Below are 19,183 nucleotides of genomic sequence, written 5' to 3'. Positions count from 1 at the left end.
GGTGATGCGTTTCATCGCAACGGTTTTCGTACTCGTCTCGACATTGACCCTCGCGGCATGCGCGAACCAGACAGCCCAGCCACCCAAGCCGCCGGACCTGGTCCCCGCCAAGGCACTCGACGCGGCGTTGCTCAGCGTCGGCGAGGTCGACTCCGCGATGGGCACCACCGGAATGGCCGCGCACCCACGCGTCGACGTGATGAGCGACCACCGCAATCTGCTGCCCAACCTGAATTGCCTTGGCATCTGGCAGGTCAACGAGGCCGGTGTCTACGGCAAGGACGGCTGGATCGGCCTGCGCCAGGAGCTGTTGCGATCGCCCGACACCGACGCCTGGCAGAACCTCGTCGTGCAGTCGGTCGTCAACTATCCGTCCACCGACGCCGCCCGCGACTTCTTCGCCCAGTCGGCGGACCGCTGGTCGAAGTGCACCGACCACAACGTCAACATCACCCTCAACGACCAGCCGTTGCCCAAGTGGCGAAGCGGTGCGCTCACCAGGACCGACACCGAACTCGCCATCCCGTTCACCAGGGGTGACGCCGTCGGGGTCGCCTCGTGCCAGCGCGTGCTGAAGGTCGAGAACAACGTGATCGTCGACGTCCAGGCGTGCACCAGGGACGCTTCCACCGGCACCAAGGCCGCCACCGTGGCCGACCAGATTGCGGACAAGCTGCCCAGGTAGGCGCCTAGCCGAGCCCCGCCCCGAACCGGAATCCGCCGTCGTCCCCGTTGGGGCAGGCGACGTCGACGTACACGGTGGTGAACGTGCCCTCGGTCGGCGCGATGTCCCCGGGGTTGTTGATCCCCGTCACCCGGCAGTCCGACAGCGGCTTGGTGTCGTAGCCGGTGACCCAGTTGATCGACACGTTGTACCCCTGTGCCTGCAAGTCGGCGACGACGGTGTCGGCGGGCCGTCCACCGAACGCCGACGGATCGGCGGCCGCGGCAGGCGCCCAGCAGAGCGCCCCGGCCACAGCAAAGGCCGCCCACACCCCGTACCGCGGCATGTCGACCATGTTTCGACGGTACGCCGCGCGCCTGGATACGCGCAGCTCAAACATCCAGGTGCGCTGACAAGACGAGTTGTATAAGATTCCTAAGAGCCGCGTGGCGCTGTTGGATTCGATCCCAGCCCAGCGCGCCGCGGAGCATTCCGCAGGTCCAGCAGAGGGCCAGCCACTCGTGTACTTCATCGTGGGGGTCTCTCGTGACGACATCGGTCAACTCGTCCCAAGTCGCCGGTCTGAGCACCGGAAATGGTCTTCCGAACGTCGTCGTCACCGGCATCGCCATGACGACCTCGGTCGCCGCAGGCGCCGACGACACCTGGAAGGCCCTGCTCGACGGGCAGAGCGGCATCCGCCTGCTCGACGATCCGTACGTCGAGGAGTTCAAGCTGCCGGTCCGCATCGGCGGTCACCTCCACGAGGACTTCGAGGCGGATCTGAACCGCATCGAGAAGCGGCGCCTCGGCTACGTCCAGAGAATGTCCACCGTGCTGGGCCGCCGGGTGTGGGAGAACGCCGGCAACCCCGAGGTCGACACCAACCGCTTGGCGGTGTCCATCGGAACGGGCATGGGTGCCACCGAGGCGCTGGTCTTCGCCTGGGACGACATGCGCGAGCGCGGCATGGCCGCGGTCTCGCCGCTGGCGGTCCAGATGTACATGCCCAACGGGCCGGCCGCCGCCGTCGGTCTTGACCGGCACGCCAAGGCCGGCGTCATCACCCCCGTCTCGGCGTGTGCGTCCGGGTCCGAGGGCATTGCCCAGGCGTGGCGACAGATCGTCCTCGGCGAGGCCGACGTCGCGATCTGCGGTGGCGTCGAGAACCGGATCGAAGCGGTGCCGATCGCCGCCTTCGCGCAGATGCGCATCGTCCTGTCGAACACCAACGACGACCCACCAGGCGCCTGCCGCCCCTTCGACCGAGACCGCAACGGCTTCGTCTTCGGCGAGGGCGGCGCCCTGATGGTCATCGAGACCGAGGAGCACGCAAAGGCCCGCGGTGCCAACATCATCGGCCGGTTGATGGGCGCCAGCATCACCTCCGACGGCTTCCACATCGTGGCGCCGGACCCCAACGGCGAACGCGCCGCCCACGCGATGACCCGCGCCGTCCAGCTGGCCGGACTCACACCGGGCGACATCGACCACGTCAACGCCCACGCCACCGGCACCAAGGTCGGCGACGTGGCCGAGGCGGCGGCCATCAACCGCGCCATCGGCAACTCCGCGGCGGTCTACGCGCCCAAGTCGGCGTTGGGCCATTCGGTCGGCGCCGCGGGTGCGGTCGAGTCGGTCCTCACCGTGATGGCCCTGCGCGACGGCGTCGTCCCGCCCACCCTGAACCTTCACAACCTCGACCCCGAGGTTGACCTGGACGTCGTCGCGGGCGAACCCCGCCCCGGCAACTACGAGTACGCCATCAGCAACTCGTTCGGCTTCGGCGGACACAACGTGGCGCTCGCCTTCGGCAAGTACTGACCACCCCGGACGATCCAGAACCCCGTCGCGAGAGGCAGATTCGCAGTTTCATGGCATTGAAGACCGACATCCGCGGGATGCATTACGAATACCCCGACTACTTCGAGGTGGGCCGCGAGAAGGTGCGCGAGTTCGCCGCCGCCATCAAGTGCGACGACCCCGCCAGTCTCGACGAGAAGGCCGCCGCCGAACTGGGGTATCCCGGACTGGTGGCTCCGGCGACGTTCATGACGTTGTTCGCCATCCTCGCCCAGAAGGGCTTCTTCAGGACCGTCGACGTGGGCCTGGAGTCGATGCAGATCGTGCAGGTCGACCAGAAGTTCGTCTACAAGCGGCCGGTGGTCGCCGGTGACCGACTGTGGTGCCACTTCGACATCGTGTCCGTGCAGGAGCGGTTCGGCGCCGACATCGTCGTCAGCAAGAACACCTGCATCCACGACGACGGCGAGATCGTGATGGAGGCCTACACCACGCTGATGGGCCAGCAGGGCGAGAACTCCGCGAAGATCGACTTCCTCTAGGCCGCGCTTGGGTTCTCCAGCACCAGTGCGACACCCTGGCCGGACCCGATGCAGACGCCGACGACGCCGTATCGTGCGTTGCGCTCCCGCAGTTCGGTGGCCAACGTCAGGACGTACCGCGTCCCGGTCGCCCCGAACGGATGCCCGATGGCGACCGCTCCCCCGTTGGGGGTCAACTTCTCGTCGGGAACGACGAAGCCGCCCAACTGGTTTGGCAGTTCACGCAACACGCCGAGCGCCTGGGCGCTGAACGCCTCGTGCACCTCCCACACGTCGATCTGATCCGGCGTCAGCCCGGCCCTCTTGATGGCCAGCGGAATCGCCCAGGCGGGTGCCAGCCCCATGACGAGGGGGTCGATGCCGTACACGGCCGAGGAGACCACGCGCGCAAGGGGTTCCACGCCGAGTTCGGCAGCGCGCTCCCCGGAGGCGATCACGATGGCGCTGGCGCCGTCGGTCAGCGGCGTCGAATTGGCTGCCGTCATCTGGGTGGTGCCGGGCTGGGCCGGCAGCTTCGCCAACGACTCGGCCGTCGTGTCGTCGCGGATGAACTCGTCATGGGAGAAGACGACTTCCGGCGTCTTGCGGGTCGCCGCGATGGTCACCGGCATGATCTCCTTGGCAAGCCGACCGGAGTCGCGGGCCGCCTTGGCATTTCGCTGCGATCGCAACGCGAATGCGTCGATCTCCTCACGGGTCAATCCGTACCGGTCGGCGACGTTCTGGGCGGTCTCGATCATCGAGATGTAGGCGTTGCGCGCGAGCAGCGCCGGGTTGGGTGGACCGCCTGCACCGGCCCACATGGTGTCCAGCATGAAGACCGGTCCCCTCGGACTGAAGGCCGCGTCCCCCTTCATCATCGCCCACCCGGAGCGCGACATCGACTCGACGCCGCACGCCATGCCGACGCCGAGATCGCCCGCCTTGATCGCGTGACTGACGTTGATCGTGGCGCTCAGCGACGACCCGCAGAAGCGGTTGATCGTCGCGCCGGCCACGCTGTCGGGAAAGCCTGCCGCCAGCGCCGCCCACCGGCCGACGTCGCCCATCCCCTCGTGGGCCGGGTTCACACAACCGGCGACGACGTCCTCGATCGCCCCCAGTTCGACGCCTACCCGCTCGCAGGCGCCCTTCATCGTCATCCCGAGAAGGTCGTCGGTGCGGATGTGCGACAACGAACTTCCGTAGCGCGCGAAGGGCGTCCGCACGCCACCGAGGATGTATGCGTCAGCCATGGGTTTAGCCTGGACCGATCTCCTGGCGCTGTCAACGGCGTCGACGCACTAGGGAAGGACGACCGATGACCGACGGTCAAACCACTACGCATGCACAGCTTTTCGACCTCACCGGCAAGCGAGCCCTGGTGACCGGCGGCACCAGGGGTATCGGGCTGATGATCGCCCGCGGCCTTCTGCAGGCCGGAGCCCGCGTCGTCGTCAGCTCACGCAAGGCCGACGCCTGCGACCAGGCGCGCGAGGAACTCTCGACGTTCGGGGACGTCGAGGCCATTCCCGCCGACCTCTCCACGCACGACGAATGTCGACGCCTCGCTGGCCTGGCCACCGCGAAACTCGGCGGCCTCGACATCCTCGTCAACAACGCGGGGGCGACGTGGGGCGAGCCGCTGGAGACGTTCCCGGATGCCGCGTGGGACAAGGTGCTCGACCTCAACCTCAAGTCCCCCTTCTGGCTCGTCCAAGCCCTGTTGCCGGCACTCCGGGAGGCCGGGACCGCCGACGATCCCGCGCGCATCGTCAACATCGGAAGCATCGACGGCATCCGCGTCAGCCCACTGCCCGTGTACTCCTACGCCAGCAGCAAGGCCGCGCTGCACCAGCTGACCCGCGTGCTCGCCCGCGAACTCGGGCCGCAACACGTCACCGTCAACGCCGTGGCGCCAGGGCCGTTTCCGTCCAAGATGATGGCGGCCACGCTCGACGCGTTCGGCGACGCGATCGCGGCGTCGGCCCCACTGCGCCGCATCGGCCGGGCCGACGACATGGCCGGCGTCGCGGTGTTCCTGGCCAGCCGGGCCGGGTCGTATCTGACGGGGGCGGTCATCCCGGTCGACGGCGGAATCGCGACGACGGCCTAGACACTTCTTCGCCGACTGCCCGCTTGTTTGCGGGGTTACTCGCGATTCGTGTTCGACATGCGTGCAGTCGACGAGTCGCGCGGCTTCTTCTGCCACGGCCACCGACCGGTGATCTCGAGTTCCAGCGAGAAGCTGAGGAACGTCCGAATCGCCACGATGCCCGCGAGCACGGCGACGCTCTGCGCGTCGGGCGTGACCGCGACCGTGCGGATGATGTCGGCGGCCACCAGGAATTCAAGGCCAAGCAGGATCGTCCGCCCCAGCGTCTCGCGGAAGAAGCGGTAGGTGTCCGGCGACCTGCGGACAAGCCGGCCGACGGCGATGCCGCCCGCCACCACCGCGCCGACGGCGATGATCGCCACCCCGACACCGTCGATGACCTTGCCGACCAGTTCGACGCTCTCGATGAACTCCACGACACCGACGCTAACCGTCGGGCAGCATGGGAGAGGTGGGAACCAGCGAGCAGCGCGACGGCGTCGACCTGACCAACCTCGACCAGCCGCTGACCCCCGAGGCCAACGCCACCAAGCGCGACCTGGTCGACTACCTCGACGCGGTCGCCGACCGGCTGCTGCCCGGGCTGGTCGACCGGCCGCTCACCGTGTTGCGGGTGCTCCGCGGCCGCGCACCGTTCATGCAGAAGAACGTGCCCAAGTACACCCCGGACTGGGTCCGCACCACGTCGATCTGGGCGGAGGCGTCCCACCGCGAGGTGCACTACGCCTTGTGCAACGACCGCCGAACCCTGTTGTGGCTGGCCAACCAACGCGCCGTGGAGTATCACCCCACCCTGGGCCTGGCCGAGAACATCTACCGCCCAACGCATTTGATCCTCGACCTCGATCCGCCGGGTGACGACGACTTCTCGGCGGTCGTCGCGGTGGCGCATCTGGTTCGCCAGGCGCTGGCCGACAGCGGGCTCTCCGGATCGGTGAAGACCAGCGGCGCCAAGGGCATTCACGTCTTCGTCCCGGTCGACGACACCGCCCCGGTCGAGGACGTCGCCGCCGCGACCCGCGCCCTGGCCGCCCGTGCCGAGGCCCTCGACCCGGCCATCGCCACCACGGCGTTCATCGTCGAGGACCGTGCAGGCAAGGTGTTCGTCGACTCGACGCGGGCCGGCGGCGCGACCGTCGCGGCGGCCTACAGTCCGCGACTGCGGCCGGGGACGCCGGTGTCGTTCCCGCTGGCCTGGTCCGATCTGGACCGCGTCTCCCCGGCCGACTTCACGGTCCACACCGCGCTGGCCGCCCTCGACGGCCACGACCCGTGGGCCGATTCGATGCCTGCGCCGCAACGACTTCCAACCGATCTCGTCGAGCAGGGTCGAACCATCCCCGTCGCGCGGGTCGCCGCCATGCACGAGGGCAAACGCCGCGCGAAGGCCCGCCGCACCGCGGACGACTAGGAGTCGACCGCGCCGCCTACAGCCCCTTGCCGTTGGCACCCGTGGCACCGGGCTGACCGGCCGCTCCGGCGTCGCCCGTCTGACCCGGGTTGCCAGAGGGCCCGTCGAGACCCCGCGTTCCGGTCTTGCCGTTCGATCCGTTCGCGCCCGCCGAACCGGCGTTCCCCGTCGTCCCGTTGGCGCCGGTCTTCCCGTCGGCGCCCGCCGAACCGTTGTCGCCGACAGTGCCGTTGGTCCCATGGGTTCCCGTGTGACCAGGGACGCTCAACAGTCCGCCGGCTCCTCCGGCGCCTGCCGCGCCACCGTCGCCCGCCGCACCGCCACTACCGGCCGCCCCACCCTGGCCGCCAGCGCCACCTGCACCGCCACCGCCCGGTTGGCCCGCCGCCCCGCCGTGGCTGCCGACGCCTGCGTTGCCCGCCGCACCACCGGACCCGCCCGGCCCGGCCAGTCCGCCGGATCCACCTGCACCTCCTGCACCCGCCAGCCCGGCCGCTCCGCCGTGGCCGCCGTGGCCGTCGGTGATGGCGAGGTCACGGCCGTCACCTCCCGCGCCACCGTTTCCGCCATTGCCGCCGGCGGCCCCGGTACCGCCCATACCGCCGTTGCCACCCGCCCCGCCTGCGCCGCCGTCGCCTGCGTCTCCACCGTTGGCTCCGTTGCCGCCATTACCAGCGTTGCCACCAGCGCCGCCGGTCCCGCCGGCCCCACCGACGCCGCCGTTTCCGCCGGTACCTCCGTTGGCACCCACTCCGCCGCTGCCGCCGAGCCCTCCGACCCCGAAGCCCAGCCAGCTGGCCGCGCCGCCCCGTCCGCCTGCTCCCGCGGCGATCGCGGGCGTGCCCGCGACGCCGGCCGTACCCGCGGTGCCCGCCTGTCCCGCGGTCCCCGGCGTGCCGTCGGTGCCCGAACCTGCGGGCGTCGCGGCCCTTCCGTCGCCGCCCCTCCCGCCGGGGCCACCCGCGAGCCCGGCACCGCCAGGCCCACCCGACGCACCGGTGCTACCGCGACCGCCGTCACCGCCGTCACCTCCGGTGGCGCGGAACGCGACCCCTGGCGCCGTGGCGTCACCGCCGTCACCGCCATTTCCCCCGTTGCCGCCACCGGTACCGATGCCACCGCGACCACCATTGCCGCCGTGGGCGTTTCCGTTGCCGAAGCTGATGTCGAGGAACCCGTCACCGCCGTCGCCGCCGGGGTTTCCGTCGAAGCCGTCCTGCCCGTTGAGGTGCCCGGAAATCACGACGCCCGGCGGCGTCGGGAAGCCGGGTAGGCCGTCCCAGCCCGAATCCCCGCCCTCGTTCACGCCGTTGGGACCATCGGGACCGTTGCCGCCGGGACCACCCCGACCGCCGTCGTCGCCGTTGCGGCCGGCGTTGCCGCTCGGCCCGTTCTGGCCGTCGGTTCCTCCCACGCCGTCCGGCCCCTGCACGCCGTCCGTGCCGTCGTCGCCGTCCACGCCGCGGATCCCGTTGCCGCCGTTGCCACCCGCGCCACCGTTGCCGACCAACGCGAACGTCCCCGCGGTTCCGCCGTCGCCTCCGTTGGCGCCCGCGCCGCCGGTACCACCCGCACCACCGGTGCCGAAGAACAGGCCCGCATTCCCGCCGTTACCGCCGACGACCCCCAAAGTGGTTGAGTCACCGCCCCTTCCGCCGTCACCCCACAGGCCTGCGTGGCCGCCGCGGCCGCCGTTCGCACCGTCGCCACCGCTGCCGAAGAGGATGCCGCCGTTGCCGCCGTTGCACGCCTCACCGAGGCAATCGGCCGCCGCGTCGGCGCCGTTGCTGATGAAGATGCCGATGATGGACAGGATCGGGTCGAATGGGGACAGGCCGGCTGGCATCGCCGCCACGGCGGGTCCGACGAGCGACCTCGACCGCGGCACTGACGCGGCGCCCTCGTCGCCCACCGTCTTGGAGACCGTGCCGATGCGACCGGATGCCGTGCGGACGACCGTGATCTGGGTGCGCGTGGAGCCGACGGGAACCCGGGACGGTGCGATCGAACCTCGCATCCCCGGCGCGGGCGGATTCCGACGACCCGGCAATGGCGACACCACGGCGGTCAGGACGGTACCGCGGTCCGCGACGGCCTTGGAAACCAGAGCCGGGGGCACGCCGTCGAACGCGACCGAGTCTCGTTCACCGACGATTTCGGTCTCGATCCCGGTGCCGCCTGCCGCACTGGCGATGATCGCGCTCGCGGCGACCGCGGCCGCCAGCAGGGTTCGCATCGTCTTCGAGGGGGCGGCGGCGTGTTTCCCGTCGTGGCCACGGGCCTCTAGGTGACGCCGGGTGACCTTGCCACCGTGGGTGCTCTGGTGCCGAATGCTCATGTCACTGCCTCTGTTCGACGATCGCCGTGATTGGGTCACGACGATCGTCGAACGGGCACCGACCGCTTACTAGAGTGGTGGACTACTCGATTGGCGGGGGCGACTACGCGTGCCTGGGCACGCGCACCGTCATTCCGCTACGAAGTACATCCGCTTGTTGACGAACTCGTCCATGCCGAGCGGGCCGAGCTCACGCCCGAAACCACTGCGCTTCACCCCACCGAACGGAACCTCTTGGCCCTCGTTGGCGGGTGTGTTGACGTTGGACATCCCCGACTCGAGACGCTGGGCGATCTTCTCCGCACGCTTGGTGTCGGTGCTGAACACCGCGCCGCCGAGTCCGTAGTCGGAATCGTTGGCCAGCTCCAGCGCCTCTTCGTCACTAGAAACCGCGTAGACGACGGCCACGGGGCCGAACAGTTCCTCGCGGTAGGCGCGCATCTCCTTGGTGATGCCCGTCAGCACCGCAGGCGAGTAGTAGGCCGCGGGTCCGTCGCCGAGCACGCCACCGGCATGCAGCGTCGCACCCTTGGAGACGGCGTCCTGCACCTGCTCGTCGAGGATCTCGGCGGCCTTGCGCGAGGACAGTGGTGCGAACGTGCCCTCTGCCGACTCGGCCGGATCGCCTGGCTTCAGGTCCTTCGCCCGCTCGACGAGTTGCGCGACGAAGGGCTCGAAGATGTCCTCGGTGACGATCATTCGCTTGTTGGAGTTGCAGGCCTGACCGGTGTTGCCAATCCTGGTGTCCCATGCCAGGTCTGCCGACGCCTTGACGTCGTCGGAGTCCAGCACGACGTAGGCGTCGGAGCCACCGAGCTCGAGGACGCACTTCTTCAGGTTCTTGCCGGCGATCGCCGCGACGACCGAGCCGGCGCGCTCCGACCCGGTGAGTGAGACGCCGACGACGCGACGGTCGCCGATGATCTTCTCGATCTGGTCGTAGGACGCGAAGATGTTGGTGTACACGCCCTTCGGGATGCCAGCTTCATCCATGAGCTCCTGCACGGCGAGCGCCGACTTGGGCACCGACTCGGCGTGCTTGAGGATGATCGTGTTGCCCAGCATCAGATTTGGGGCCGCAAAGCGGGCGATCTGATAGAACGGGTAGTTCCACGGCATGATGCCGAGCAACGGCCCGATGGGCAACCGCTGGACGAATGCCTTGCCCTTGGCGAAGGTCTTGATCTCCTGATCGGCGGCCAGCCGCGGGCCCTCGGAGGCGAAGTACTCGAAGATGTCGCCGCAGAAGTCGGCCTCGTCGACCGATTCCTGCAGTGGCTTGCCCATCTCCTCGGTCGCGATGGCGCCGAGGCGTGCGGAGTGCTCCTTGAACAGCTCTGCAACCCGGGTCACGATGCGGGCCCGCTCGCTAATCGGCAGCTCGCGCCAGGAGCGGAAGGCCGCATCGGAGGCGGCGAGTGCCGACTCGATCTCGGCGTCGGAGGCGAAGTCGAACGACTCACCGACGTCGCCGGTGGCGGGATTGACCACCCGGTAGGTGGGTTGAGTCGAAACTGTCGCGGTCATGGTGGGAACTCCCTTGGTCGTGAGTAACTCCACCAATCTAGTCACCGCGGCAGTGCGGTGCCCTGGGATCCGCCAACCGCGTCTGGCCGACGCCGTTCCCGCCCCAACAGGAATGCGACGCACGCGATCGAGACGGACACCAGCATCACCGCGGCCAACGGCGCTGCGGTGTGTTCACCGCCGATCCCGACCAACGGCGACACCAGCGCGCCGAGGCCGAATTGCAGCGCCCCCAGCACCGCGGAGGCCGATCCGGCGACGCCGCTGACTCCACCAAGGGCCAGCGCGGTGGCATTGCCGAACACCAGGCCGAGGCTCGCCACCGCAACCCACAGCGGGAAGACCAGCAACCACGCCGGCGCTCCACTGGCCACGATGACGACGATGGCGATCACGGCGGCCAGGCACAGGCCGAGACCGGTTCCGGCCAGTCCGCGGACGGGGCGGGTCGCGACCAGTCGCGCCGACACGGCGCTGACCGCCGCGAGGCCGATCGCGTTGGTGCCGAAGGCGATTCCGTACTGCACTTCACTGAAGCCGATCATCACCTGGTAGACGAACGGCGACGCCGAGATGTAAGCCATCATGGTCGCGAAGGCAAAGGCGAAGGCCACGGCGTTGCCGAGGTAGACGCGAGAGCCCAACGCGCGCAGTGCCGAAGGCGATCCGACACGGTCGGCCCGGACCTCGGCGCGACGCTCGGCGGTGTGGGTTTCCCTGACCACGGCGACGACGCCGACGAACATGGCCGCGACGATGGCGAAGACCACCCACAGCACCCCTCGCCATCCGAGGGGGTCGACGAGGACGCTGCCCAGCACCGGCGCCACCACGGGCGCGATGCCCCCGACGAGCATCATCAGGCTGAAGGCCCTCGCGGCGGCCGCCCCGACGGCGAGGTCGGAGATGATGGCCCTGCCGATCACCATGCCTGCCGCGCCGGTGATGCCTTGGGCGAACCTGGCCGCCACCAGCGCCTCCACGGTCGGCGCCAACGCCGTCGCGGCACTGGCAGCGAGGCACAGCAGCGACCCGACGACGAGGGGCGTCATCCGGCCGAATCGGTCCGACAGGGGACCGAAGATCAACTGGCCCAGGGCAATTCCGGTGAGGAATGCGGTCAGGGTCAACTGGACCGACGTCGCGGTGGTGCCCAGGTCGGTCGTCATCGTCGGAAACGCCGAGAGGTAAAGGTCGGTGGCGAACGGGGCCACCGCCGACAGCAACGCCAGCACGAGGAGAAGCCGTCCGGGTATCGGGCGGGACTTCTCGGGTGCGTGCAGTCGTTCCATCGTTTCGGCGTCGTCAGCCTTGGTGCTCATCCCACGTCCTCAGGTAGCTATGTTTTGGTAACTATACATACATAGCCAATTCCGGTAAAGTCGGCCACATGAGCCGCACCGTCGAGCACGAGTCGGCCCTGGCCGATCTCGCCGACGCGATCATGCACGCGGCCCGCCTCATCCGGTCCTGGGATCAGTCCGCCGAGACCGTCGTCCCGTTGTCGACCGTCGAAGCGGCGGTCCTCGAGTACGTCGACCGCCATCCCGGCTGCCGACCCAGCGACGTGGCTCGTGAACTCCGGATGCGCACCAGCAACTTCAGCGCGGCGCTGCGCGTCCTGGAGAAACAGAAGTTCGTCGAGCGGAGCGACGACCCGTCCGACGGCCGCACCGCCAACCTCGCCGTCACGGCCCTCGCCAAACGCAACATCGACGTCATCCGATCCCGGCGGGCGGGCTTGCTCGCCGCCGCACTCGGCGACGACCGGTCTCGGATCGACGACGCCCGCGAGCTCCTCGACAAACTGCGAAGCAGCGAGTGAACCGCCGTTAGTCCGGCATGGCCGCGACGATCCGCTCCACGGTGAACGGCATGCTGCGCACCCGAACACCGATCGCGTCATGGATCGCATTGGCGATGGCGGCTCCGGTGGGACCCTGCGCGGTCTCGCCGACCCCCAACGACGGATTGCCGTTGTCGGGCAACAACTCCACGTCGACCGCGGGAACCTCCGAGAACGTCAGGATCGGGTAGGTATCCCATGTGTCGCTGGTGACGGACCGGTCGTCGAAGCGGACCCGCTCCCGCAACGCCCAACTGGTCGCCTGGATCGCGCCGCCCTCGATCTGGTTCTCCGCCCCGTCGGGGTTGACCACCAGCCCCGCGTCCACGGCCAACGTCAGTCGACGGACCCGCACCTCGCTGGTGGCCTCCACCTCGGCGACCACCGCGCAGTAGGCGCTGGTGTTCTTGTACCGGGCATAGGCGATGCCGTGACCGAGCGACTCCGTAGGTGTCCAGTCTGCCCAGCCCGACCGTCGGACGACCGCCTCGATCACCGCGCGGCCGCGCGGATCGGCCAGCTGGGCCAGCCGGTATTCGACGGGGTCGCGCCCGGCGGCCATGGCCAGCTCGTCCATGAACGACTCGATCGCGAAGACGTTCACGAACGCGCCCAGCGAGCGCAGCGCCGAGGTGCGCAACGGCATCACCGACAGCAGATGGTTCACCACCCGCTGATCAGGAAAGTCGTAGCCGGGCACGGCGTTTCGGGCAGCGCCACCGCCGTTCTCCAGCGGCGGTTCGCCGGCTGGTCCAATCGGCTCACCACCCTGGCGATGACTCGCCGCGAGCAGACCGACGGTTCGAACGAAGCCCGGCCGGGTGACGTGACCGTTGCCCCAGACGTCGTGGCGCCACGTCCGCACGGCCCCGTCGGCGTCGACCTCGGCGGCGATCCGCACCACCGCGGCCGGCCCGAAGGGCGCCCATCCGAGTTCGTCGGGACGCGACCACACCACCTGGACGGGACGACCGGGCACGGCGAGCGCCAGCAGTGCCGCGTCCAGCGCGACGTCGTCGGCGCCGTTGTGCCCGTAACACCCCGACCCCGCGACGTGCTGCACCCGGACCTGCTCCTCCGCCAGGCCCAGCGCCCTGGCGAGTTCCCGCCGCAAAAGGTAGACACCCTGACTGTGCGTCCACACCTCGAGGATCTGCTCGTCACCGTCGGCGGAGACCCGTGCGGTGGCGGTGGACGGCCCCATCGACGCATGGGCCAGGTAGGGCCGGTCGTAGCGGGCTTCGTGAAAGCCGGTGCCCCGACACGGGTCCGGCTCTGCTCCGCCGGTGTCGGCGACGACCGTGCTGACCGCGGGGGCCGCCGTCAGGAACGTGGGCAGATCCGATTCGTCGGGCAGCGTCGCCCGTTCCTCCCACGTCGCGGCGGCGCGGAGCCGGTCCGCCGCCGCCAGCGCGACCTCCTCCCGTTCGGCGACCACACCGAGGAAGTCGCCGTCACGGACGACGGTCACCACGCCCGGCAACGCCAACGTCCTTGCGGCGTCGACCGATCGAAGCTCGGCGTCCCGTGAGGGCGGTCTGACGACGCGGCCGTAGACCATGCCCGACAGCGAGAGGTCGTGGGCAAACCGCGGTTGCCCGGCCAGCTTGTCGGGCAGGTCGAGCCGGGAGACCCGAGTCCCGACGATCCGGCGGTCGGCCGCCGCCTTGGTCGGCGCCGCGCCGGTCACGCGGCGGTGCAGCAAGCCCTCGTGCGTGAGCTCCCAGTAGGTGGCCGTCCGACCGTCGGGGGCGATGACGACGCCGTCGGTCACCGTCAGCAGATCGGCGGACACCTGCCACCGCTGCGCCGCCGCGTCGAGATGGACGGCTCTGGCCTCGGCGGCGGCCATCCTCAGCGCGGCACCCGAGTGCTGGATGGACAGGCTGCCTGCGGTGTACCCCTCGTTGGGGCTGACCCCCGTCGCCGCCGCCGTCATGCGCACCCGCGCGACGTCGACGTCCAACTCCTCGGCCACGATCTGCGCCAGCGCGGTCAGCACTCCCTGCCCCAGTTCGACCTTGCCGGAACGCACCTCGACGATTTCGTCGGGCAGAAGGCGCACCCAGTCGTCGACCATGGGGTTGGCCAGGATCGACGCCGGGAGGCCGTCGACGTCGACCGTCGTCATCGGTTTCCGTCCCGGCGGCGCAGTTCGGCGGCGGCGGACAGCACCGCGCGCACGATCCGGTTGTGGGCGCCGCACCGGCACAGGTTGCCGTCCAGCGCTCGGCGCACCTCGTCGACCGTCGGGTCGGCGTTGCCCTCGAGGAGGGCGACGGCGGAGATCACGATCCCGGAGATGCAATAGCCGCACTGCGCGGCCTGTCCGTCGATCATCGCCGTGACCACCGGGTGCGGATGCTCGGGTGTGCTCAGTCCCTCGACGGTGGTGATCTCGCGACCCTCGAGGCTCCCGACGGGGACGTCACACGAGTAGCTGGGCCGGCCGTCGACGAGGACCATGCACGACCCGCACAGCGCCAGACCGCAGCCGAATCGGGTTCCCTTCAATCCCAAGTGGTTCCGCAGGACGTAGAGCAGCGCGGTGTCGGGCTCGGTCGTGACGTGCTCGAGCTTGCCGTTGACCGACACCGCGGTCATCGTTGCCTCCACATCGGTCCATCGTCCTCCCGTTCGGCGTTGGCGGCGAACGCCCAGACTCACGCTCTAGCCTGGGCCGGTGATGCCCGAGGAGTACCGCGAGTTCTTCGTCGCGGCGACAGGAGCGGCCGGCGCGCTGATCGGCCTGCTGTTCGTGGCGGTGTCGGTGTTCCCCGAGCACGCGCGGCGGGCCACGACACGGGTGCAGTTCCACTCCAGGGCCTCGGCGGCGCTGCTGGTCTTCACCAACGCCCTCGTCATCTCGCTCGCCGCGTTGGTACCCGGGGTCAGCCTGGGCTGGTGGGCCGTGATCGCCGGTGGCACCGTGATCCTGTTCGCGCTCGGCACCGCGCGGTCCGTCGCGGCGGCGGCGCGACGGCGGGAGGCTCGCGGCGACGCGATCTGGCTCGTCCTCGGGCTGCTGGTGATCGGAGGGTTCGAGGTCTACGCCGGCACCCGACTCGTCACCGGCCTCGACCTCAATGCAGTGCAGACCCTCAACTACGTCGTCATCGGCGACCTCGCCTATGGAATCTCCCGGGCCTGGCAGTTGGTCGGACTCCGCAACACCGGGCTGTGGTCGTCGCTCCTCCTGATCGCCGGCCGCGACCACGGACTGGGAGACTGAGGCAATGGTCGACACCCTTCACGACACCGGCTACCGGGGCTTCGCAAGCGACAACTACGCCGGCGTTCATCCCGAGGTACTCGACGCCCTCACCAAGGCCAACGGCGGCCATCAGGTCGCCTACGGCGGGGACGCGTACACGCAGCGTTTGCAAGAGGTGGTGCGAGCGGAGTTCGGCGACGCCGCCGAAGTCTTCCCCGTCTTCAACGGCACCGGCGCAAACGTCGTCGGACTCACGGCCATGATGCCGCGCTGGGGTGCCGTCATCTCGAGCGCCACCGCGCACATCAACACCGACGAGGGCGGCGCACCAGAACGCGTCAGCGGCCTCAAGCTGCTCACCGTCCCGACGCCCGACGGCAAGCTGACGCCCGACCTGATCGCCACCCAAGCCTGGGGCTGGGGCGACGAACATCGCGCCCAACCACTGACCGTCAGCATCACCCAAACCACCGAGCTGGGAACGCTGTACACGCCTGACGAGGTGCACGCCATCGCCGAATTCGCGCACGAGCACGGCATGGCCCTGCACGTGGACGGGGCCCGCATCTGGAATGCGGCGGCCGCGCTCGGCTTGCCGTTCCGGGAGTTCACCACCGACGCCGGCGTCGACGTCGTCAGCTTCGGGGGCACCAAGAACGGACTGCTCGGAGCGGAGGCGATCGTCGTCGTCGACCCGGCCCGCGTCGAGGGCATGCCGTATCTGCGCAAGCTCAGCATGCAGTTGGCCAGCAAGATGCGTTTCACCAGTGCGCAGTTACTCGCACTGTTCGACGACGAGCTTGGGCTGCGGTCGGCTGCGCATGCCAACGCCATGGCGAACCGGCTGCGACGGGCGCTCGACGACCAGCCCGTCGCCGGCCTGTCCTTCAGCCAGCCGACCGAGGCGAACGCCGTCTTCGCGGTGTTGCCCAACGACACCGCCGACCGCATCCGTGAGCGCGTGCGGTTCTACGACTGGGATCGCGCGGCCGGGCAGGTGCGGTGGATGTGCGCCTGGGACACCACCGAGGCCGACGTCGACGGGTTCGTTACCGCCATCCGCGAGGAGTTCGGTCGCTAGGTTCGAAGTATGACGGTCAAGACGGTGTTGTGTTTCGGCGATTCTCTGACATGGGGCTGGGTGCCCGCGGACGAGACCGCGCCCACCACGCGGTTCCCCCGCGACGTGCGCTGGACGGGCGTGCTCGCCGAGATCCTCGGCGACGACTACGCGGTGATCGAGGAGGGCCTCAGTGCGCGCACCACCAACGTCGACGACCCGACCGACCCGCGACTCAACGGCGCTGCGCACCTTCCCATTACGCTCGCCAGCCACCTGCCGCTGGATCTGGTCATCCTGATGCTCGGCACCAACGACACCAAGGCGTACTTCCACCGCACGCCGTTCGACATCGCGACCGGCATGTCGGTGCTCGCCGCGCAGGTGCTCGGCTCCGCGGGCGGGGTCGGCACCGTCTACCCGGCGCCGAAGGTCCTGGTCGTCGCTCCGCCGCCGCTGGGCCCAATACCCGACCCGTGGTTCCAGATGACCTTCGAGGGCGGGCACGAGAAGTCAGCACAGTTGGCCGAGGCCTACCGCGCGCTGTGCGCGTTCATGAAGATCCCGTTCTTCGACGCGGGTTCGGTGATCAGTACCGACGGCAGCGACGGCGTGCACTTCACCGAGGAAAACAACCGCGACCTTGGCGCCGCGTTAGCCGACGAGGTACGTCGAATCCTGCAGTGAGGCAACGGGTGACGGCCCGGACTCGACGCCCCGCGGCAGGGACACGGTGAAGGTGGTCCCCTGGCCCAACCCCTGGCTGTCGGCCTTGATGCTGCCGCCGTGACCGTCGACGAGTGCCTTGGCGATGGCCAGGCCGATGCCCGCGCCCCCGTGCACCCGGTCGCGTGCGGCGTCCACCCGGTAGAAGCGGTCGAAGAGGTGGGGCAGGTGCTCGGATGAGACGCCGTCGCCGGTGTCTGACACCACGACCGTCACCCCGTCGTGGGTCGCCCGGGCGCCGATCACGACTGAGCCCCCGCCGGGCGTGTGTCGAAGACCGTTCTCCAGCAGGTTGGCTAGCACCTGCCCGAGGCGTTCCGGGTCCGCCCACACGTCGGGAAGGTCGGCTGCCGCCGTCGACGTGAGGGTGACGCCCTTGGCGCGGTAGCGCGGTTCCCACACCGTCGTCGCCGTGGCGACGAGCTGCGCAATCGAGGTCCATCGCGCGTCGATCGTGCGGGCCCGGTGCTCGGCGTCGGACAGCGCGGCGACGTCCTTGCTGAGCCGCGTCAGTCGCCGCGACTGGTCACGCAGAACCGCGATGGCGTCGTCGTCGAGCAGCTTCACGCCGTCTTCGAGTGCCTCCAGATAGGCCTCGACGATCGCGACCGGAGTTCGCATCTCGTGGGCCAGGTCCGCGAGCATCTGACGGCGGCTGTGCTCGACGCGCCCGAGACTGTCCGCCATGGTGTTGAAGGCGAGGGCGATTTCGTCGAACTCCCTACCCAATCGCGGTGCGCTGACCCGAAAGTCGTAGTGGCCCTGAGCGATGACGGTGGCGGCGTGCGCAAGCTCGGTGGCGGAGTGGTAGACCCGTCGACTGAGGTACCAGCTCAGCGCGAGGGCTGCGACGACCGACACCAGCAGCGCCATCCCCAGCGACGCGGCGGTCGCCTTCTCGAAGGCCCGCTGGTAGGGGTGGTCACCCGAGGCGCCCGGTCGGACCGCCTGATCCATCAGACGCCGGAACATTGGCGGGCCGACCAGGGCGGCGACCAGCGTGGCGGTGACGAAGCTCGCCACGATCACCACCGAGTTGACCGCCAGCAGCCGCGTCCTGATGCCGAAGCGGGACGCGTTGTGCGGAAACGACTCTGGCGCCATGGTCAGCCCCTGCCCATTCGATAGCCCACTCCGCGCACCGTCGTGACGTACCGGGTCGGGTCGTCACCAAGTTTGCGACGCAGATGTCCGACGTGGACGTCCACGATGTTGTCGCTGCCCACCCAGGTGTCACCCCAGACGATTTCGATGAGCTGCCGTCTGCCGAGAACCTTCCCCGGTCGCGACGAGAGCGCCTCGAGGAGATCGAATTCAGTTCGCGTCAAGACGATCTCGGCGTCGTCGATGCGCACTTCCCGACCCTCGACGTCGATGCTCAGGTCACCGATCTGGCGGGGCGGCTGGCCCGCCTCGGCGAATTCCGAACCCTCGCGGGCGGTTCGGCGGGGCCGTCGCAGCATCGCCTGGATGCGGGCCACCAACTCTCGCGGGCTGAAGGGCTTGGTGATGTAGTCGTCGGCGCCGACGGACAGCCCGACGACCGTGTCGACCTCGGTATCGCGGGCCGTCAGCATGAGGACGTAGGCGTCGGAGAAGATCCGCAGGCGGCGGCACACCTCGAAACCGTCGATGCCGGGGAGCCCGACGTCGAGGACCACCACGTCGGGGTCGACGCTGCGCGCCAGGGACAGCGCCTGGCCGCCGTCATGGGCGGCGTGCACCTCGAAGCCCTCGCGTTTGAGATAGCTGCCGACCACCTCGGTGAGGGCCACCTCGTCGTCGACGATCAAGGCGCGACGAGTCGGTGCTCCGGTGGGGTCGTTCACGTCTCCATGATGCACCGCGCGAAATGGGCGGACCGCGATCGTTAACGAATCTTCAGAATGGAACCAGGGAACCGTCGTCTGGGTGCCCGAGGGTGGAGACATCCCGGCGAGACCGGGCCCACTCACGA

General features: G+C 69.4%; 19 protein-coding genes. 9 read left to right on the top strand and 10 right to left on the bottom strand.

Annotation, left to right across the window (positions count from 1 at the left end; genetic code table 11):
• Window positions 1–4 precede the first annotated feature (4 nt).
• On the top strand, window positions 5–685 hold the full coding sequence (locus tag ASD37_RS15335) for a sensor domain-containing protein (protein WP_156720888.1): 681 nt from the start codon (window positions 5–7) through the stop codon (window positions 683–685).
• Window positions 686–689: 4 nt separating this feature from the next.
• Here ASD37_RS15335 and ASD37_RS15330 read toward each other — a convergent pair whose 3' ends face one another.
• Window positions 690–1,019 carry a hypothetical protein gene (locus ASD37_RS15330; RefSeq protein WP_056552329.1) on the bottom strand — a complete coding sequence of 110 codons (330 nt, stop codon included), beginning with the start codon at window positions 1,017–1,019 and terminating at the stop codon, window positions 690–692.
• A gap of 191 nt (window positions 1,020–1,210) precedes the next feature.
• Between ASD37_RS15330 and kasB the strand changes: the two genes are divergently transcribed.
• Together kasB and hadC are read left to right on the top strand one after the other, a co-directional pair.
• Complete coding sequence (gene kasB, locus ASD37_RS15325; protein ID WP_082570157.1) at window positions 1,211–2,488, top strand: 3-oxoacyl-ACP synthase KasB; 1,278 nt, start codon at window positions 1,211–1,213, stop codon at window positions 2,486–2,488.
• Window positions 2,489–2,538: 50 nt separating this feature from the next.
• Window positions 2,539–3,009: a (3R)-hydroxyacyl-ACP dehydratase subunit HadC gene (gene hadC / locus ASD37_RS15320; RefSeq protein ID WP_056552327.1), complete on the top strand. Its 471-nt coding sequence runs from the start codon at window positions 2,539–2,541 to the stop codon at window positions 3,007–3,009.
• Here the strand turns inward: hadC and ASD37_RS15315 are convergent.
• Window positions 3,006–4,244, bottom strand: coding sequence for a thiolase family protein (locus ASD37_RS15315; protein ID WP_056552325.1), 1,239 nt, complete (start codon window positions 4,242–4,244; stop codon window positions 3,006–3,008). The genes hadC and ASD37_RS15315 overlap by 4 nt on opposite strands.
• A gap of 65 nt (window positions 4,245–4,309) precedes the next feature.
• On the opposite strand from ASD37_RS15315, the gene ASD37_RS15310 reads away from it, so the two are divergent.
• On the top strand, window positions 4,310–5,104 hold the full coding sequence (locus ASD37_RS15310; protein ID WP_056552322.1) for an SDR family oxidoreductase: 795 nt from the start codon (window positions 4,310–4,312) through the stop codon (window positions 5,102–5,104).
• A gap of 35 nt (window positions 5,105–5,139) precedes the next feature.
• Here ASD37_RS15310 and ASD37_RS15305 read toward each other — a convergent pair whose 3' ends face one another.
• A complete protein-coding gene (locus ASD37_RS15305) occupies window positions 5,140–5,520 on the bottom strand; it encodes a DUF1622 domain-containing protein (RefSeq protein WP_056552318.1) in 381 nt (126 codons plus the stop codon).
• 35 nt (window positions 5,521–5,555) lie between these two features.
• On the opposite strand from ASD37_RS15305, the gene ASD37_RS15300 reads away from it, so the two are divergent.
• Window positions 5,556–6,515, top strand: a complete 960-nt coding sequence (locus tag ASD37_RS15300) for a DNA polymerase domain-containing protein (protein ID WP_082570197.1) — start codon at window positions 5,556–5,558, stop codon at window positions 6,513–6,515.
• Between the two features lie 16 nt (window positions 6,516–6,531).
• On the opposite strand, the gene ASD37_RS32540 is transcribed toward ASD37_RS15300, so the two are convergent.
• From ASD37_RS32540 to ASD37_RS15285, 3 genes are all read right to left on the bottom strand, one after another.
• On the bottom strand, window positions 6,532–8,853 hold the full coding sequence (locus tag ASD37_RS32540; protein WP_056552316.1) for a PGRS repeat-containing protein: 2,322 nt from the start codon (window positions 8,851–8,853) through the stop codon (window positions 6,532–6,534).
• A gap of 129 nt (window positions 8,854–8,982) precedes the next feature.
• A complete protein-coding gene (locus tag ASD37_RS15290; protein ID WP_056552315.1) occupies window positions 8,983–10,380 on the bottom strand; it encodes an NAD-dependent succinate-semialdehyde dehydrogenase in 1,398 nt (465 codons plus the stop codon).
• A 41-nt stretch (window positions 10,381–10,421) separates the two neighbouring features.
• Window positions 10,422–11,702: a multidrug effflux MFS transporter gene (locus tag ASD37_RS15285; RefSeq protein WP_082570156.1), complete on the bottom strand. Its 1,281-nt coding sequence runs from the start codon at window positions 11,700–11,702 to the stop codon at window positions 10,422–10,424.
• Between the two features lie 68 nt (window positions 11,703–11,770).
• On the opposite strand from ASD37_RS15285, the gene ASD37_RS15280 reads away from it, so the two are divergent.
• Window positions 11,771–12,205, top strand: a complete 435-nt coding sequence (locus ASD37_RS15280; RefSeq protein ID WP_056552313.1) for a MarR family winged helix-turn-helix transcriptional regulator — start codon at window positions 11,771–11,773, stop codon at window positions 12,203–12,205.
• A 7-nt stretch (window positions 12,206–12,212) separates the two neighbouring features.
• Here ASD37_RS15280 and ASD37_RS15275 read toward each other — a convergent pair whose 3' ends face one another.
• Window positions 12,213–14,357, bottom strand: coding sequence for a xanthine dehydrogenase family protein molybdopterin-binding subunit (locus ASD37_RS15275; RefSeq protein WP_056552310.1), 2,145 nt, complete (start codon window positions 14,355–14,357; stop codon window positions 12,213–12,215).
• Window positions 14,354–14,830 (bottom strand): (2Fe-2S)-binding protein, encoded by a 477-nt coding sequence (locus ASD37_RS15270; protein ID WP_082570196.1) that lies wholly within the window; start codon window positions 14,828–14,830, stop codon window positions 14,354–14,356. The genes ASD37_RS15275 and ASD37_RS15270 overlap by 4 nt, the downstream gene beginning before the upstream one ends.
• A 79-nt stretch (window positions 14,831–14,909) precedes the next feature.
• Here ASD37_RS15270 and ASD37_RS15265 point away from each other — a divergent pair, with 79 nt between their 5' ends.
• From ASD37_RS15265 to ASD37_RS15255, 3 genes are read left to right on the top strand one after another with little or no spacing between them, the layout of a single operon-like run.
• Complete coding sequence (locus tag ASD37_RS15265; RefSeq protein WP_156720887.1) at window positions 14,910–15,458, top strand: hypothetical protein; 549 nt, start codon at window positions 14,910–14,912, stop codon at window positions 15,456–15,458.
• Window positions 15,459–15,462: 4 nt separating this feature from the next.
• Entirely contained in the window at window positions 15,463–16,521 is a 1,059-nt protein-coding gene (locus ASD37_RS15260) for a low specificity L-threonine aldolase (protein ID WP_056552301.1), read from the top strand.
• Between the two features lie 9 nt (window positions 16,522–16,530).
• Window positions 16,531–17,187 (top strand): SGNH/GDSL hydrolase family protein, encoded by a 657-nt coding sequence (locus ASD37_RS15255; RefSeq protein ID WP_056552298.1) that lies wholly within the window; start codon window positions 16,531–16,533, stop codon window positions 17,185–17,187.
• On the opposite strand, the gene ASD37_RS15250 is transcribed toward ASD37_RS15255, so the two are convergent.
• Window positions 17,155–18,330, bottom strand: coding sequence for a cell wall metabolism sensor histidine kinase WalK (locus ASD37_RS15250; protein ID WP_056552295.1), 1,176 nt, complete (start codon window positions 18,328–18,330; stop codon window positions 17,155–17,157). The two genes, ASD37_RS15255 and ASD37_RS15250, sit on opposite strands and share 33 nt — an antisense overlap.
• A gap of 2 nt (window positions 18,331–18,332) precedes the next feature.
• The gene (locus ASD37_RS15245) at window positions 18,333–19,070 is read right to left on the bottom strand and encodes a response regulator transcription factor (RefSeq protein WP_056552292.1); all 738 of its coding nucleotides are present in this window, start codon (window positions 19,068–19,070) and stop codon (window positions 18,333–18,335) included.
• Window positions 19,071–19,183: the final 113 nt, after the last annotated feature.

Origin of the sequence: Mycobacterium sp. Root135, assembly GCF_001426545.1 — a bacterium.
Taxonomy (GTDB): Bacteria; Actinomycetota; Actinomycetes; order Mycobacteriales; family Mycobacteriaceae; genus Mycobacterium.
The sequence above is the reverse complement of the archived record's forward strand: the minus strand, read 5'-3'. Positions and strand labels throughout refer to the sequence as shown.

Bases quoted from the DNA above. Each gene is read 5' to 3' on its own strand.
- ASD37_RS15335 (WP_156720888.1), top strand. From the start codon at position 5: ATGCGTTTCATCGCAACGGTTTTCGTACTCGTCTCGACATTGACCCTC.
- ASD37_RS15330 (WP_056552329.1), bottom strand. From the start codon at position 1,019: ATGGTCGACATGCCGCGGTACGGGGTGTGGGCGGCCTTTGCTGTGGCC.
- hadC (WP_056552327.1), top strand. From the start codon at position 2,539: ATGGCATTGAAGACCGACATCCGCGGGATGCATTACGAATACCCCGAC.
- ASD37_RS15315 (WP_056552325.1), bottom strand. From the start codon at position 4,244: ATGGCTGACGCATACATCCTCGGTGGCGTGCGGACGCCCTTCGCGCGC.
- ASD37_RS15310 (WP_056552322.1), top strand. From the start codon at position 4,310: ATGACCGACGGTCAAACCACTACGCATGCACAGCTTTTCGACCTCACC.
- ASD37_RS32540 (WP_056552316.1), bottom strand. From the start codon at position 8,853: ATGAGCATTCGGCACCAGAGCACCCACGGTGGCAAGGTCACCCGGCGT.
- ASD37_RS15290 (WP_056552315.1), bottom strand. From the start codon at position 10,380: ATGACCGCGACAGTTTCGACTCAACCCACCTACCGGGTGGTCAATCCC.
- ASD37_RS15285 (WP_082570156.1), bottom strand. From the start codon at position 11,702: ATGAGCACCAAGGCTGACGACGCCGAAACGATGGAACGACTGCACGCA.
- ASD37_RS15280 (WP_056552313.1), top strand. From the start codon at position 11,771: ATGAGCCGCACCGTCGAGCACGAGTCGGCCCTGGCCGATCTCGCCGAC.
- ASD37_RS15275 (WP_056552310.1), bottom strand. From the start codon at position 14,357: ATGACGACGGTCGACGTCGACGGCCTCCCGGCGTCGATCCTGGCCAAC.
- ASD37_RS15270 (WP_082570196.1), bottom strand. From the start codon at position 14,830: ATGACCGCGGTGTCGGTCAACGGCAAGCTCGAGCACGTCACGACCGAG.
- ASD37_RS15260 (WP_056552301.1), top strand. From the start codon at position 15,463: ATGGTCGACACCCTTCACGACACCGGCTACCGGGGCTTCGCAAGCGAC.
- ASD37_RS15255 (WP_056552298.1), top strand. From the start codon at position 16,531: ATGACGGTCAAGACGGTGTTGTGTTTCGGCGATTCTCTGACATGGGGC.
- ASD37_RS15250 (WP_056552295.1), bottom strand. From the start codon at position 18,330: ATGGCGCCAGAGTCGTTTCCGCACAACGCGTCCCGCTTCGGCATCAGG.